17 protein-coding genes are annotated in these 15439 nt (G+C 55.8%); 6 read left to right on the top strand and 11 right to left on the bottom strand.

The genetic code is table 11. The features are described from left to right. Positions 1-45: 45 nt before the first annotated feature. The 4 genes from ACMXYJ_RS08675 to ACMXYJ_RS08660 all read right to left on the bottom strand — a co-directional run bounded on the left by ACMXYJ_RS08675 (position 46) and on the right by ACMXYJ_RS08660 (position 3921). Positions 46-1179 carry a trypsin-like peptidase domain-containing protein gene (locus tag ACMXYJ_RS08675; protein ID WP_415759475.1) on the bottom strand — a complete coding sequence of 378 codons (1134 nt, stop codon included), beginning with the start codon at positions 1177-1179 and terminating at the stop codon, positions 46-48. Between the two features lie 85 nt (positions 1180-1264). Further along, entirely contained in the window at positions 1265-2263 is a 999-nt protein-coding gene (locus ACMXYJ_RS08670; RefSeq protein ID WP_415759474.1) for an ATP-grasp domain-containing protein, read from the bottom strand. 361 nt (positions 2264-2624) lie between these two features. Further along, on the bottom strand, positions 2625-3395 hold the full coding sequence (gene tam, locus ACMXYJ_RS08665; RefSeq protein WP_415759473.1) for a trans-aconitate 2-methyltransferase: 771 nt from the start codon (positions 3393-3395) through the stop codon (positions 2625-2627). A gap of 187 nt (positions 3396-3582) precedes the next feature. Next, on the bottom strand, positions 3583-3921 hold the full coding sequence (locus ACMXYJ_RS08660; RefSeq protein WP_415759472.1) for a hypothetical protein: 339 nt from the start codon (positions 3919-3921) through the stop codon (positions 3583-3585). 429 nt (positions 3922-4350) lie between these two features. Between ACMXYJ_RS08660 and ACMXYJ_RS08655 the strand changes: the two genes are divergently transcribed. From ACMXYJ_RS08655 to ACMXYJ_RS08635, 5 genes are read left to right on the top strand one after another with little or no spacing between them, the layout of a single operon-like run. Next, a complete protein-coding gene (locus tag ACMXYJ_RS08655) occupies positions 4351-5817 on the top strand; it encodes a cytochrome c oxidase subunit II (protein ID WP_415759471.1) in 1467 nt (488 codons plus the stop codon). 50 nt (positions 5818-5867) lie between these two features. Continuing rightward, complete coding sequence (ctaD, locus tag ACMXYJ_RS08650; protein WP_415760696.1) at positions 5868-7643, top strand: cytochrome c oxidase subunit I; 1776 nt, start codon at positions 5868-5870, stop codon at positions 7641-7643. Next, complete coding sequence (locus ACMXYJ_RS08645) at positions 7640-8332, top strand: cytochrome c oxidase subunit 3 (protein WP_415759470.1); 693 nt, start codon at positions 7640-7642, stop codon at positions 8330-8332. The genes ctaD and ACMXYJ_RS08645 overlap by 4 nt, the downstream gene beginning before the upstream one ends. A gap of 6 nt (positions 8333-8338) precedes the next feature. Continuing rightward, on the top strand, positions 8339-9055 hold the full coding sequence (locus ACMXYJ_RS08640) for a heme-copper oxidase subunit III family protein (RefSeq protein ID WP_415759469.1): 717 nt from the start codon (positions 8339-8341) through the stop codon (positions 9053-9055). 13 nt (positions 9056-9068) lie between these two features. Then, on the top strand, positions 9069-9392 hold the full coding sequence (locus ACMXYJ_RS08635) for a cytochrome C oxidase subunit IV family protein (RefSeq protein WP_415759468.1): 324 nt from the start codon (positions 9069-9071) through the stop codon (positions 9390-9392). A 31-nt stretch (positions 9393-9423) separates the two neighbouring features. Here the strand turns inward: ACMXYJ_RS08635 and ACMXYJ_RS08630 are convergent, their stop codons facing one another. Further along, on the bottom strand, positions 9424-9984 hold the full coding sequence (locus tag ACMXYJ_RS08630) for a magnesium transporter (protein ID WP_415759467.1): 561 nt from the start codon (positions 9982-9984) through the stop codon (positions 9424-9426). Positions 9985-10385: 401 nt separating this feature from the next. Here ACMXYJ_RS08630 and ACMXYJ_RS08625 point away from each other — a divergent pair, with 401 nt between their 5' ends. Then, on the top strand, positions 10386-10796 hold the full coding sequence (locus tag ACMXYJ_RS08625) for a low affinity iron permease family protein (RefSeq protein ID WP_008152989.1): 411 nt from the start codon (positions 10386-10388) through the stop codon (positions 10794-10796). 45 nt (positions 10797-10841) lie between these two features. Here ACMXYJ_RS08625 and ACMXYJ_RS08620 read toward each other — a convergent pair whose 3' ends face one another. The 6 genes from ACMXYJ_RS08620 to ACMXYJ_RS08595 form a co-directional block, all read right to left on the bottom strand. Beyond that, positions 10842-11345, bottom strand: a complete 504-nt coding sequence (locus ACMXYJ_RS08620; RefSeq protein ID WP_348124582.1) for a DUF4142 domain-containing protein — start codon at positions 11343-11345, stop codon at positions 10842-10844. A 73-nt stretch (positions 11346-11418) separates the two neighbouring features. Then, positions 11419-11577: a KGG domain-containing protein gene (locus tag ACMXYJ_RS08615; RefSeq protein WP_010462447.1), complete on the bottom strand. Its 159-nt coding sequence runs from the start codon at positions 11575-11577 to the stop codon at positions 11419-11421. A 117-nt stretch (positions 11578-11694) separates the two neighbouring features. Beyond that, positions 11695-13044 (bottom strand): sensor domain-containing protein, encoded by a 1350-nt coding sequence (locus tag ACMXYJ_RS08610; RefSeq protein WP_415759466.1) that lies wholly within the window; start codon positions 13042-13044, stop codon positions 11695-11697. An 85-nt stretch (positions 13045-13129) separates the two neighbouring features. Next, on the bottom strand, positions 13130-13768 hold the full coding sequence (locus ACMXYJ_RS08605; protein WP_415759465.1) for a LysE family translocator: 639 nt from the start codon (positions 13766-13768) through the stop codon (positions 13130-13132). A 112-nt stretch (positions 13769-13880) separates the two neighbouring features. Then, positions 13881-14609, bottom strand: a complete 729-nt coding sequence (locus ACMXYJ_RS08600) for a hypothetical protein (RefSeq protein ID WP_415759464.1) — start codon at positions 14607-14609, stop codon at positions 13881-13883. Between the two features lie 35 nt (positions 14610-14644). After that, positions 14645-15379, bottom strand: coding sequence for a hypothetical protein (locus ACMXYJ_RS08595; protein WP_415759463.1), 735 nt, complete (start codon positions 15377-15379; stop codon positions 14645-14647). Positions 15380-15439 lie beyond the last annotated feature (60 nt).

Here is a 15439-nt window from a genome sequence, read left to right as displayed (position 1 = left end):
TCGATGACCTAACGCCTCTTCCGTGGGATTCAAGTCAAAATCGGGTCAGGCGTTTCTAGCGTCGATACGCCACATGGAGGACTGGGCTTCTCGAGCCAACTGCGCCGTTGTGAAGGTCTTGCCGATAGGCGTTTTGCAAGCCTCGACACGACACGCGTCAAGGAAAGACAGGAGGAGCGAAGACTTGACCGCAAAATTCATATTCTGCGCATCAGGCATTGTTGACGTAACCAGACCGACTACAGCCCCTGAACAATCAAATAGGGGACTGCCGCTGGAGCCTGGTTGAATGGGGGCAGTAAATTGCAACAGGCTTGCATCGTTGTGCAGACCAAATAAAGCAGACACACCGCCCTGAGTGACGTGAACACCACCACCCGCGAAGCCGGCAAGAGGAAAGCCCAAGGCGACAATCGTTTCGCCAAGGTCACAACCAAATCCTTCCTTGAACGACACAGGCTTTAGCGGTGGAGATTCCAGTACCCTGAGCAGGGCAATGTCGTTGCGACGATCGACCACTACGGACTCGGCGCGGTACCGTCCATCAAAGGAGGAAATGTGGATCTCACTCATGTCTTCAATGACATGGGCGCAGGTCAGGACGTGGGTCGGGGAAACGGCAAAGCCGGTACCTGTAGCACCGCTACGACCGGAGTCCGAGGGGTTGGAGCGCCCCTTGGGATGAGCATCATTGATATCGAGCCCGATTCGCCGGCCAAGTGCCGACAAGCCATAGGCAGAGCCTTCAGCCAGAGCGCGGAATTTCCATTGCTGGAGGCGGCAGTAGAACTCACCGATGATGATCGCAGACTCGCCGTTTTCGCGAAGGTCGAGGCTGTATTCGATCTGGCCATCAACCTGCAAGCGCAGCGTCCGAAGGTCACTGACAGGGCCGGCGGCAGAGAAGGTGTAGACAATGAGAAGCACCCGATCACTCCCCTCAGGGAGATCAGCCAGGTTCAACGTACAGCCGACTTTTTCCTGAGCCCCACTCCACTCCATCCAGGCACGTGAAGTCTGGAACAGAGCCGGTTCTCCGGTCGGGCGGCGTTTGTCATCTACCGGCAATATAGCAACCGCTGCGTACTCTCCGAAGGCCGAAGAGTTACCGCATTCCAGAGTCCATTCACTCCGTGCGCTCGATACCGCGGTGTTTGCGCCAGGCGCTAGCACCATCATTCCTTGATCTCTCCTTGACTGCTAACCGCCCACTGCTTCAGTGCAGCAACGCAAATGGTATCAAACTTCTGATATTTCTTTAATATCAGGATGATGCTACAGCCGCAACGGTGATGGCCTTCACGCGAACATTCGACCGCCAGACGGTCGCCGGCTCTGGCAGGCCCAGCCGGCGCGTGGCAAATATGCCAGGCAGGTTCGTGCCGGTCGCCCGGGTGTAACCGATCCCACCCGAGTATCGCGCGTTGATTTCCAGCAAATGCGGCTTGCCGAGTGCGTCATCACGGGTCTGAACATTGATAATCCCGTCACACTGGAAGTGCTCTGCAGCCTTCAGGGCCAGCTCAACTGCCGCCCCGTCTCGTTCAAACGTTTGATGCAGGCCTTCTTTGCGGCGACCGACGAATGCAATGGGTCGACCCGACTCACACACCATGTCGACCGAGCATTCGCTTCCGGCCATGTAAGGCATCATCAGCATCGGCGGCGGAGTAGCGCCTTCGCAGTAAGCGCGCATGTACGTTTCGAAATTCGCTTCGCGCGCATCAGGGTTGGCGAAGCAACGGAACGGATCAGCATCCACGTTGAATCGCCAGAAACCCTGGCCATAAATCCCGACAGCAGGTTTGACACAGACCTCTCCAAACGCCGAGAGGGTCTTGTAAGCGCTGAACATCTCCTCTGCGCTGGATGCAGTGATTGCAGGTACGCAGGCCAAGCCAATCCGCTCTGCCTCTGCGGTAAATTTGCTCTTGTCGTCGACCATGTCGAAGGTGTGAACGGACATGCCGCCGGTGACCAGTTCTAGACCTGCATGCTCGAACCGCCCGCGTGCATGCTCAAAAACATGGCCGACACGACCGGCAAGGATGACCTTGATGTTGTGCGCTTGCGCGGTAGCGATAACCCACTCGATGCGCGCCTGGTTGTCCTGCGGCTCCGTGAAACCAACATCAGCAAGTGACGTTATTTCAGGGCGGTCCTGGCGATGTGAGGCGAAGACTTTCACGTCTGCCGGCAACGCCTCGCGGGCGCCCATAATGACGTCACGCTGACTGGATTGCCCTTCGAGAAACCAGATCACAATCGTTTACCTCGCTTGTAGATGCGGCCGCAGTGATATCTTTTTTGATAGGGGGCTGCCAGATTCCGCTGGACCGGAAAACAATGTATCCGGGTATAGATTCAAGGCAAAAAATTGCGGACGGTTCCGGAGAACTCGAGCTGAGCCTCATGAGAGCGGGCCAGCTTAACCAGATACTGCATTTTTTGAGACATTAACTTGTCGCGCCACGCTGCAGTTCACGCAATGTGGCGCAACGATTCAGCGCGTCGCCCATCATTCTGCGGGCGGCAGCAAAGGTCCGTCCAAGCAAAACCATTTCAATATATGACGACAGCCATGCAGCCAGACGGGCCCGCTCCATTGGCTCGACCTTTTTGCACTAGCGAGTCGCGACGATGAACACGCGCGGGAACGGTAGCAGTACTGAACCATCGCTCAGCGCTGGATACGCCCGCTCGATCGCAGCTTGATACTGCTTGAGGTATTGCGCCCGCTCCTCTTCATCCAGCGGATCAAGGAAAGGTCGCAAACCGCTGCCCTTGAACCACTCGACCACCCCCGCTGCGCCGCCCGCGAGCGGGTGATGGTAAGTCGTGCGCCATACATCGACACGAGAACAGTGAGCGCGCAACATCGAGTAATAACCGCTGGCATCCGCCATCTCTGTTCGCTGCCCTGCGGCGCCAGCCAGTTTACCGACCCAAGGCCCATCGGCTGCCACCACACGCATCAATCGATGGGAGGGCTCATTGAGGTTATCGGGCATCTGAATGGCCAGGCTACCCCCGGGTGCAAGCTTGCTCGCCAATGCAGGCAGCAATGTCGAGTGATCAGGAACCCACTGCAATACCGCGTTGGCGAAAATCACATCGAACGGGCCGGTATCGTTCCAGGTATCGATGTCAGCGGTGTCGAACTGCACCTGCGGCAAGCGCTTGCGGGCGGCTTCAATCATATCGGTCGAACTGTCCAGCCCCCGCACCTTGGCGTTGGCGAAGCGTTTCACCAACAACTCGGTCGAGTTTCCCGGGCCACAGCCGATGTCGATTGCCAAGCGCACGTCCATGTCCGGTATCGCGGCCAGCAAGTCACGGGCTGGACGGGTGCGTTCATCTTCAAAAGCGACGTATTGTTTGGCGGACCAACTCATTGCGTTCTCCTGTCGGTGCGTTTTCTTCAACACGGGTAAATAGCCCCGGCCGTTAAGATACCGCGCCCATGTCGATCTGCCCTCCCCTGAAGGTGTATATGGCAATTGCAGAGCGAATCCGTGCCTGGCAGTTCAGTTTTCAATGGTCACGCATTGGGAGTATTTCCCCCACAGGGAAAAACCGTCGCTAATCAAGCAGCTGATCAATCAAAACCGCGTTGCTATAAATCAAGCTTCCATCACTCGCTCGATGCCCGACCAAATGGAACTGACCGCGCTCGTCGCTTATGTAGACGCGCATTTGGCAGTCGGACAATGGTCCATATCCCTCTGGCAAGATCAATTCCAGAGTGCTCATGTCGACATCGACCATGGCTTCACGCTCATGGGTCTTCTGCAGGCGTTCTTCAGCGTCCTCCAGACCCTTATGGAGGGGGCCATCGACGTAAAAATGGATTTCACCCATCGGGGTCGACTTTTGTTGTCCGTTGACTTTGCACCAGCCTTCGATCGTCAAGGCACTCATGACGAAATCTCCGTTGTGGGCGGCTGGACGCTCTCGCTCCTGGCCGTCACTTGTCTGACCGCTATGCATAGGCGAGGATCTTTGCGGGCGCTTTTAGCCGATCTTTGCCTTCCGTCATCAAACCTGATTATAGCTGGCAACCGGGCCTCGCTTGCTCGACGTGTCGTTCAGGCAAGAGGTGTTGCTTAATAGTTACAGTTATATATAGCGAATAGGCTTCAAGCGATCAAGTTGATGCTGAAGTTGGAATATCCTTTTCAGAAAAAGCGTTTGCCACGACCATGAACTATACTTCCTGCGGACTTTACCACGAAGATAGTTGGTATTTGTCCAGCCTGTTTTGGCGTCAGATTAGTATTGATTTGACGATGTTGTTCTGTGGCGATGCTCAGGCATACCGATGAGTAACAGGAATAGGATGAAAGCAAAATGGCAATGGCAATTATTCTTGTACTAATCGTTATTGCCTCTGTGCTGTTCCATGTACTAGCGCCTTGGCATGCGGCACCGCCAGCGTCCAACTGGGGATCAATAGACACCACCCTGTTCATCACCCTGATCATCAGCGGAATATTTTTCATCGCCATCACCGTATTCATGGCGGTGGCCGTGATGCGTTTCCGTCACAAGGAAGGTGCCAGGGCGGCCTACCAGCCAGAAAACAAGAAGTTGGAAACATGGCTGATTATCGTGACCTCGGTAGGTATTGCCGCAATGTTGGCGCCAGGCCTGGTTGTTTACAGTGATTTCATCCGGGTGCCAAAAAATTCTTATGAACTTGAAGTGGTCGCCCAGCAGTGGCAATGGGCCTTTCGCTTTCCGGGTCAGGACGGAAAGCTGGGCAAATCGGATATCAAGTTTGTTGATTCGGCCAATCCTCTCGGCCTTGATCCGAGGGATCCTGCCGGGCAGGACGATGCGCTTATAAAAAGTAATGAAGTTCACCTTCCGCTCAATCAGTCGGTGAAAGTCTTATTGCGTTCCAAAGATGTACTGCACAATTTCTATATACCGCAGATTCGCAGCAAGATGGACATGGTGCCGGGGATGGTGTCGTACTTTTGGTTTACACCCACTGTAATCGGGAAGTATGAAGTCCTGTGTGCTGAGTATTGTGGCGTAGGTCATTACAACATGCGCGGCCATATGATCGTGGAAGACCAGGCCACCTTCGATCAATGGCTGAACAGCCAACCGACTTTTGCGCAGACATTAACGACCGCAACCAAACCCAGTCAGGACAGCGTGCTGGAAAAAGGTCGCCTGTTGGTCGAAAAATACGGCTGCGGTGCCTGCCATAGCCAGGATGGCAGTACCAGTCTCGGCCCGGGATGGAAGGGGCTGTACGGCCGCACTGAACAGTTTGCCGATGGCACCAGTGCGCGGGTCGATGAGGCCTACGTGAAAGAGTCGATCCTCGATCCGAAGGCCCGACTGGTACAGGGTTATCCGCCGGTCATGGTGGCCTATACTCTCACTGAAGATGAACTGGGTGCTGTCGTCGCCCTGATCAAATCACTGGGTACCGCGCAGCAAGAACCTTCTGCCAGCGAAAAATTGGACAGAGGTGACGACTTGGCGACGCAAGGGCAGCGGCTGGCCGAGTCGCTCGGCTGTCTGGCCTGCCACAGTGTCGATGGCAGCAAGGGCGTCGGCCCCAGCTGGCAGGGCCTGTATGGCGAGACCGTAACCCTTGCCGACGGTTCGACGATAAAGGCCGATGAGGGCTATATAAAGGATTCGATCCTTAATCCCGGCGCCAAAATCGTCAAAGGCTATGCAGCCGTCATGCCGGCCTTTACCCCGAGTGATCAGGAGTTGAACGCACTGATCGCTTTTATCAAATCCAAAGCGAATGCCGACGCTGATGCGAGCAAGGCGGAGCCAGGGAAGTAGCCGTAAAGCAGCCAGGAATGCACCGAAACTTCGAACCGGAGGATGACGTGATGGCCTATGCGGAGCAAGCCGAAACAGAAGCACTACACGAACCCAAAAGCTTCCTGACCAAATATATCTGGAGTCAGGACCACAAGGTCATAGCCATTCAATATTCCCTGACGGCTATATTCGTGGGCGTTATCGCCCTGGTGTTGTCCGGCTTGATGCGCATACAGATTGGCTTCCCCGGCACGTTGGCGTTCATGGACGCCAGTACTTACTATCAGGCGATGACCATGCACGGCATGATCATGGTCATTTATTTGCTGACGGCCTTGTTTCTGGGGGGCTTCGGCAACTATCTGATCCCGCTGATGGTGGGCGCCCGCGACATGGTCTTCCCCTACGTCAACATGCTGAGCTACTGGTTCTACCTGCTGGCGGTAGTGGTGTTGCTCTCCAGTTTCTTTGTACCGGGCGGCCCCACCGGTGCGGGCTGGACGCTCTATCCGCCACAGTCCATTTCTCAGGGGACGCCGGGGGTCGAGTGGGGCATCGTCCTGATGCTCGTCTCACTGGCGATTTTTATTGTCGCCGCCACCATGGGCGGGTTGAACTACGTCACCACGGTGTTGCAAGCGCGCACGCACGGCATGACATTGTTTCGAATGCCGCTCTCCGTATGGGGAATCTTCATGGCCTCGATCATGGCCTTGCTGGCCTTCCCGGCGTTGTTCGTCAGTGCGGTCATGATGCTGTTTGACAAGCTGTTGGGCACCAGTTTCTTTATGCCGGCGATGGTCTCGCTGGGGCAGCAGCTCGATCACCAAGGTGGCAGCCCGATCTTATTCCAGCACCTGTTCTGGTTCTTCGGCCACCCGGAGGTTTACATCGTTGCTCTTCCTGCGTTTGGTCTGGTCTCCGACTTGATCAGCACGCATGCGCGTAAAAATATCTTCGGCTACCGAATGATGGTGTGGGCCATTATTGCGATTGGCGTACTCAGCTTTGTGGTCTGGGCGCACCATATGTATGTCAGCGGAATGAACCCTTACTTTGGCTTTTTCTTTGCCGTCACCACCTTGATCATCGCGGTGCCGACCGCACTGAAAGTCTACAACTGGGTGCTGACCCTGTGGCGCGGTGACATCCATCTGACCGTGCCAATGCTGTTTGCCCTGGCTTTTATCGTCACCTTCCTGGTCGGCGGTCTGACCGGCTTGTTTCTCGGCAATGTAATCGTGGATATTCCGCTCTCGGACACCTATTTCGTCGTAGCCCATTTTCATATGGTCATGGGTGTCGCGCCGGTGCTGGTGGTGTTCGGCGGCATTTATCATTGGTTCCCGAAAGTCACCGGGCGCATGTTGAACGACACCCTGGGCAAGCTGCATTTCTGGATTACCTTCCTGGGCACCTACGCCATCTTCTTCCCCATGCACTACCTGGGTTTCCAGGGCATGCCACGCCGTTATTACGCCTATGAAAACTACGCGTTCATCCCGCAGTCGGCGCAAGAGTTGAATGCCTTCATTACGGTGGTCGCATTGACCGTTGGTGTTTCCCAACTGCTGTTCCTGTTCAACCTGGCCTGGAGTGCGTTTAAAGGCAAACCCGCAGGCAGTAATCCCTGGGGCGCGGCCAGTCTGGAATGGCAAACGCCGAACACCCCGCCGATACACGGTAACTGGGGAGCGAAGCTGCCGGTCGTGCATCGCTGGGCCTATGACTACAGTGTGCCGGGGATAGAACAGGATTTCGTTCCGCAAACAGTCTCCGCCGAGGAGTTGGAGCAGATGCGGCAACTGAGTGCCGGAACCCAGATAGCGGACGTTAAAACATGAGCAGGTTGCTATTGAGAAACGCCGATGGCGCTGACCCCGGCGGCAGTTGGAATCGCGATCCGGAGGGTATTCAGGCCGGTGAGGGTGCCGATCGAAGCCAAATCGCAAGAACAGGTCTGCGCTTGTTTCTGGTCGTGGTGAGTTCGTTATTCTTTCTCTTCGTGCTCGCCTTTATCGCCCGTTCACAAATGACCGACTGGCTACCCCTGACAGAGCCCATGGCACCGTTAGCCAATCTCTGGCAGCTATGGCTGAATTCGGCTTTTCTGGTCCTCAGTTGCGTCGCACTTCAGTGGTCGCGTATGGCCGCCCGAAAGGCTCGACCGGGTGCAACTGTGATTGGTTTTGCATTGGCGGGCGTATTCGCCATTGCTTTTCTGGCGGGACAGCTCTGGGTCTGGCAGCAGTTTGTCGCCTGGGGTTACTTTCTCGCCAGCAATCCGGCCAACAGCTTCTTCTATCTGTTGACCGGCCTGCATGCGCTCCACCTGCTGGGCGGGCTGATAGCCTGGGGCATCATCGTTGCTAAATTCCTGCAGCGCGTGCCGTTGCCGCAACTCAGCGCCAACGTAGAGCTGTGTGCCATCTATTGGCATTACTTACTGGGTCTTTGGTTCGTGCTATTCGCTTTGCTGACCAGCACACCGCAAACCTATGAAGCGATCGCCAGATTCTGCGGCCTGAGGTGAACAGCCATGGCATCGCACCCACTTGCCCCAGGCGAGTCCAGTTCATCCAATCCACCCAGCTTGCCGCCTGCTGCTGCAGGATGGGAGGGCATCGCCAGCGACTGGTCCTCGGATAAGGAGGCCTTCAAGCAGGTCCCCTGGGGCAAGGCGATGATGTGGATATTCCTGCTCAGCGATACTTTTATATTCACCTGTTTTTTAACCGGCTACATGTCGGTACGCATGACCATCACCACCGCTTGGCCGAACCCCAGTGAAGTGTTCGCATTGACGATTGGCGGTCAGGCGATCCCACTTATTCTGATCGCCATCATGACCTTTGTGCTGATCAGTAGCAGCGGCACCATGGCCATGGCCGTCAATTTCGCCTATCGCCGTGATCGTGCGAAAACCACTGCCCTGATGCTGGCGACCGCTGCCTTGGGTGTGACCTTCGTCGGCATGCAGGCATTTGAATGGAGCAAGCTCATCGCAGAAGGCGTGCGTCCCTGGGGGAACCCTATGGGGGCGGCGCAGTTTGGCGCCAGCTTTTTCATGATTACCGGTTTTCACGGACTGCATGTGTCAATCGGCGCTATCTACCTCAGCATTGTGGCGATGAAAGTATTTCGAGGAGATTATGAGCGCTCCGGCAACTATCAGAATGTCGAGATAGCCGGGCTTTACTGGCACTTCGTGGATTTGGTGTGGGTGTTTATTTTTGCTTTCTTCTATTTATGGTAGAGGAGCACGGGTGATGGCACATGCTCAAGGTCAAGGTCAGCAACATCCAATCAGTTTGTACCTTAAAATCTGGGGGCTGTTATTCGTCCTCAGCACGCTGTCGTACCTTGTCGACTATTTCCACTTCCATGGTTACCTTCGGTGGTCCCTGATTATCACTTTCATGTTGTTGAAGGCAGGTCTAATTGTCTCCATCTTCATGCATATGGCCTGGGAACGGTTGGCCATAGTCTACGCCATACTCGTGCCACCGTTGTGTTTGCTGGTACTTGTCGGACTGATGGCCACCGAAGCGGACTATGTTTTCCTCAGTCGGGTCATTTCCTTCGGCCAATAAGCAGCTTCCGGATGGCCTTCAGTCTCAGGGACTAACCCGATATCACTCGCTTGAACTGATGCCATTTGTGTTGCCAGGCTACTGTCCAGTGGGGGGCGGCCGCTCCCGTGCCGGCAATCTCCAGCGCTGGGTGATGATCGATAACCCCGTCCAATACCGACTCCTGAGCCGGCTCGACATCTACGAAGAAAATATGTTTTCCCTCGTCTACGACCTGTTTAAAACTGCGGAAATGAGTGTTTGGCACCTGGATACCAAAAAAACCGCCTTCCCAGATGCAGAAGCCACATACAACAATGGCAAGAAAGATAAAAGGCATCCAGCCTGCGGCGGATTCGGTCCAGCCCAGCCAATAGGCGCCGCCAAGAACCAGCGCCGCGAGTGGCACACCGATCACTGCACCAATTTCGCCAGAGCGGACAACATCCTGCTCCATTAACGAGTTAATTTCGTGAAGGTGATGTTGTTCAACATCGGCGACGTGTTGACTGAACACATGAATTTGTTCGGAATTGATGCCGCTGGCTTCCAGCTCATTTTCAACGGCTTCAAGATCGTCGAGATTGTTGCTGATGTAATAGTGTCGATTCATGCCACACCTCCCATCTCGTGCTTGCCGTAGACCTCCTTTGTCTTGCAGCTGCTGGTCGAGATTTGCAGTCGGTATCAGTACCCGTGGGGAACGTTGCACATTTCATGCAACCAGAAAGGAGTATAGCACCCGCTAGCACGCCGAGAATCAAGCGTCAAGACCTAAAGGCAACATCAGGGGCTGGGGCGCTCCGGCGAATTCTGTGTCGAATTGCCATCAGCAAAATCGCCCAACGAGGGCGAAAACAGAAGTCAGGTATCGCCAGCTCGCAGCCTTCTCCAGCTCCTCCGACCTACCGAAGTACAAGCTGCCGGCTCTTCATTGAACCCAGAATTTAATCAGAATTTTCATCATGCCCACGCTGTCTGAAAATCAGGTGCATCCCGATAAGGAACACGGCTATGAAATTCGCAAAAGTCGCTCAGAAACTTGCCCTGTGGGCGGGCAGCCCCAAGACGTTCATGGGGGCGATCATTCTGATTTTTCTGTGGGGGCTGAGTGGGCCGATTTTTCACTTCAACGACACCTGGCAGCTGATCATCAACACGTCGACCACCATCATCACGTTCCTGATGGTGTTCCTGATCCAGAACACCCAGAACCGCGACACGGACATCTTGCATTTGAAGGTCGATGAGTTGCTGCGGGTGACGAAGGAGGCGCAGAACGCGATGCTGGGGCTTGAGGCGCTGGACCTCAAGCAATTGGAAGCGCTGAGAAAGCAGTATCGGCAACTGGGCGAGGGCGAAACGATTTCCCTGGACGGCACCGTCGTCCAGGAAAAAGGTAAACAGGATTTGAATGAATGCTGATCGGGACATCGCGGGTGGCCCGGGGTCACCCGCGTACTTCGTGGGTTAGCGACTGGCTTGCAGCGCCTTGGCCATTTGCAGATGGCTCTGCAATTTGGGCAGAGTTTCTTCGGCGAAGGCTTTGATTTCAGGCACGTCGGTGGTTTGCGCTGCCTGTTGAAGCTGTTCGATGGCTTCCTGAGTGGTTTTCACCTGACTGGCCGCGTAGGCCTGGTCGAAGCTCGCGCCGTCCTGCACTTGCGGCATCAAGGCTTTGGCTTTATCGACGACCTCTTCGCGCGGGGCCACCGGCAAATCCAGTTGCTTGGCGATTTTCGCCAGGTGCTGGTTGGCGGTGGTGCGGTCGTTGATGACGACGATGGTGTAGTCCTTGACCTCTTTGGATTCGGTTTTCTGGTGCGCCAGGCGGCTGGCTTCGATATCGGCCATGCCTTTGGCCGATGCATCGTTGATGAATTCGGCGGGGGACTGGGCAAAGGCACTGCTGGCGCACAGGCCCAGTAACGTGGCAAAACTGGCATTGCGTAATCGGGTGGCCATCCGGCTCATGGTCGCGCCCTCCTCGTAAAAAATTCAAACGGGAGCTTACGCTCCCGCCTCTCAATCAAAACTACCTTCACCGCTACTTCGATTTCTGACCACCTTTGCGGCCCATATCGGGTTTCGCAGGGTCTTTATCGACGGTCGTGGTGGTAGTTTTCCCACCTTTGCGACCGGCTTCAGACGCCTTCGTTCGATCATTGGCGAAATTTCCCGAGTTCGAGTTTCTTGAATTAGGCATGATTCTCTACCTCTTGGTGATGATCGCGGCGAGCAGGAGCCCGCATAGAATCAGAATTTCGATCACCGCAAAGGTTTAGAAAAGTTGAAATCGCTGCGACGAACGGTGGCAGATTTTTCAGGCCCCGAGCCGCTGGTGATGTTGGCGCTTGGCAGCGTACATGGCCTCGTCGGCATGTCGGAACAGCTGCTTTTCTTCAGTGCCGTGGTCGGGATATCGCGCAACGCCGATGCTCGTCTGGATGATCAGGCTGTGACCGTCAAGACGCAGGGGTTGAGCCAGGACCTGTCGGATTTTTCCCGCCACGCTGTCGGCGTCTTCCGAGGCGTGGATGCTGTGCAACAACACTACAAACTCATCACCGCCGATGCGCGCCACCGTGTCGGTTTCTCGTACGCAGCCTTTGAGCCGGTTGGCGACCGCTTGCAACAACATGTCGCCGACCGCATGGCCGTGGGTGTCGTTGACTTCCTTGAAACGGTCGAGGTCGACATACAACAATGCCATACGCCCGGAATTCGCCCGAGCCAGCGTCAGTGAGTCTTTAAGCCGGTCACGGAGCAACTCTCGGTTGGGCAGTTGAGTCAGTTGGTCGTACTGGGCCATGCGCTGCAGCCTGGCATGCAATTGCTTGCGCTCAATCGCTGTGGCGACCTGGGCGCAAACGTATTGCAGCAGCTCCTTGTCCTGTTCGGTGTAGCGCTCGCCACCGGGCACGCTTTTAACGATCAGCGCACCGATGGTGCCGTTTTGTGAACTTAACGGCACGCCCAGCCAGCAAGGTGAATGCTGGCCCGCGACCAGCGCCTCAAACCCCTCCAGTGGACTGTCCTGATCCGGGGTCAGCAGAATCGGCTGGCCGCTGCGAATCACCTCGGCGCAGATACGTCCGGTGATCGTTCCGGGCTCCTCGGGTTGCAGCTCCAGGTCGTCCACGTGATAAGGGAAATTCAGCTGCGCACAGTGTTCGTCATACAGTGCCACGGAGAAATTCAGCGCCGGCAGCCATTCTCCGATGATCAAATGGATGCGTTTGAACAGCGCCAGTAAATCTTCCGCCGCATGGGCCGCTTCGGAGATCGCATACAACGCCGCTTGCCGGGACTCTGCCTGCTTGCGCTCGGTGATGTCGCGTGCAACGGCGATGCGCAGTTGGTCGACCTCCGACCAGCGCGCCGACCAGAGGATGTGCGCCACTCGGCCATCCTTGCGCAGGTAGCGGTTTTCGAAATTGAGCTTGGGGTCGCCGCCCATGATCTCCCGCGCGGCATCGAGGGTGCGCTGACGATCGGCGGGATGCACCAGGTCGATCATCGGCCGGCCGATCAGCTCTTCGGGGGTATAACCGAAAATACGCTCGCAGGCCGCGCTGACAAATACGAAGCGACCTTGTTTGTCGACCGCACAGACGGCGTCCAGCAAGAGATCGATGAAGCTCGCCAACGGCGCGGAATTTCTGGTTGCCATAGTGCGGTGAGCGTGTCCGGACAATGCAGCAATAAAGAACCTTCCCTGCCCCCTCAGTACAACTGACGCCTCCATGCGATCAGCCTCACGCCTTGTTCGTCACCAACCCCGGCAATGCATGCACCAGGGCGTTGATGGCGAAACCGATAAACATCACCCCACACAACCGGGTGATCAACAGCTCATGGCGCTGGTACAACGTGCGCACCTGCCGCGCGCCGACAATGCCAATGAGGATAGCGTAGGCCATGAGGCCCCCAACGAAGCTCAAGACAATCAGCCACGGCAGCATCGACCAGTGCAGCAATTCGGCACGGCTGGACAGCAGCGCCGTAAAAGTCGCTACCGCCACCGGGTAAGCCTTCGGATTGGTCAGGCCAAACAGAATGCCGTGCCAGAACGGCTGCCGCGCCGGGCCTTGAGGTGCTTCGTCACTGCTGCGACGAGCGCGAATGGCGCGCAGACCGAGCCAAAACAGGTACAGCCCGCTGAGTACGCCCAGCACATCGAACGCGGTACTGCCGATCTCCCGCGCACCGACAATCGCGATCAGCGCAGTGCTGCACCAGACCACATCCCCCAGCAAATGCCCGCAGAGAAACCCCGCCCCGGCCCGCCGACCACGCGCCGCACCGATGCCGAACACCGCCAACACACCCGGCCCCGGCGTGATGCCGTAGATAAAACCCGAGGCGAGAACAGCCATTAGCAGCGATGGGGTCATTGGAAGTCCTGTTGAGCCGGGTTGAATGCACGCAAGTCTATCTCAGGTTCCCGGAACCCGACTTACAGATCGTCGAAGAACTTCATCCGCGCAAAGGGCCGCTGCCAACCGATTAACCTCTAAGTGCTTCTGGTACTACGTATTGCTTGCCGTCGTAGTTCAGGGTAACTCGGGTTGTTTTCAACTTGCGGGACGTATCTTTGCATTCGTCGCCAACCAGGAAGTTTTTGGTCTCCGTCACGGTGGAACTGACAACAAGATCTGCAAATCCGTTATGAGTTGTGTTGCCGATATCGACGGTTCTTTGTGTTCGCTCGCCCTCTCCCGCGCAGTTACCATCCCATTCGCCCCTGCTCGTAGAAATGACCAGTCCCTCCAATACCGGGCGCAATGTATCGCCCTCCTTGAGATATAAGGCAAGCTCCGTTTTGTGGTAAGGGTTGACGCTTGAGCTGTGTTCAAAACTCGAACGAATGCCAAAAGCGCGACTGTCCGTCGTCAACTTGTAGCGTGCAGTATCAATGGACAACCCTTCATACGCCACAGCGTCCGAATAATAGGCGTCTTTTTTATGGTAACTGGCCAGGCGTTTCGAACTCGATGAATGGATGAGCGACAGTTCCAGATCGACGTTTCCGCCATCGTTGTTGGCGTCGCCGGAATCCGGTTTGAACGTCGACGTGGCGACAATGCTCTGGTCGTCATACGCCGGCCATACTTTGCAAATGGTGAACGTTCGCTCGCCGAAGGGCGCGTCTTCGCAACCCGCTTGCGCTTGGCTGACAGCTGTGACGAGGCTGAGTAAGGCGAGTGAATTCAGCAGTTTCCTGATAGTAGTCATAGTCTTCCCTGATCGTCACGAATCGCTCGTAGTACTTAAACGCCCTTGAACCCTTTTGGAAGGACATAGGCTTTGCCGTTGTATCGGAGTGTCGTCAGCACGGGTTTGGCGGTGATTGATCTGGATTCACAAGCCTCTCCCTCGCCTTTGCCGATGATACGGGTGGCCACCGATTTGACGATCAGATCCGCAAATCCATGTGAGCTGGTTTTGCCGATCTCGACGGTTCGAACGGTGTTGTAGCGCTCACCAGCACAATTGGTATCCCATTCGCCGCTCTCCGCTTCCGTGATGAGCCTGTCCAGGACTGCTCGCAACTGATTGCCCTCTTTTACATAGAGCGACAGCCAGGTTTCAGCCATGGGATTGGCGCGAGAAGAACCGCCGAATCTGATCCGTACACCAAAGGCTCGCCGTTCTGGAGTGAGTGTGTAGCGAGCAGTATCCAGTTGAAGGTCTTCAATACCAAATGCGTCAGACACGAAGGCAGACGCCTGATGAAAAGACGCCAAGGGTTTCAATTCACTGCCCGACACCACCGCAAGACTAAGGTCATAGATCCCGTCACGACCCGAACTTTCGAAAGACGGATTCACTTCGTGCTGCGAAGTGGCAGTAAGGGTAAGGCCGGGATAAGCGGGCCAGTCCTTGCAAACGGAAAAACCGAATTCGTCACTCAACGGCGGTGATGCACATTCAGCGAACACCTGGTTCGTCATTATCAGGCTGCACGCAGCCAAACTCCCCATCAACCCAGAATTCAATGTCATGCCCTGCTCCTTGTTTACTTCAAAAAACCAGACGATTTCAGCCGCGCACTATCCCCGGCT

This window comes from Pseudomonas arabinosi (assembly GCF_047758675.1).
GTDB classification, from domain to species: Bacteria; Pseudomonadota; Gammaproteobacteria; order Pseudomonadales; family Pseudomonadaceae; genus Aquipseudomonas; species Aquipseudomonas arabinosi.
This window is presented reverse-complemented; position numbering and strand designations above follow the sequence as displayed.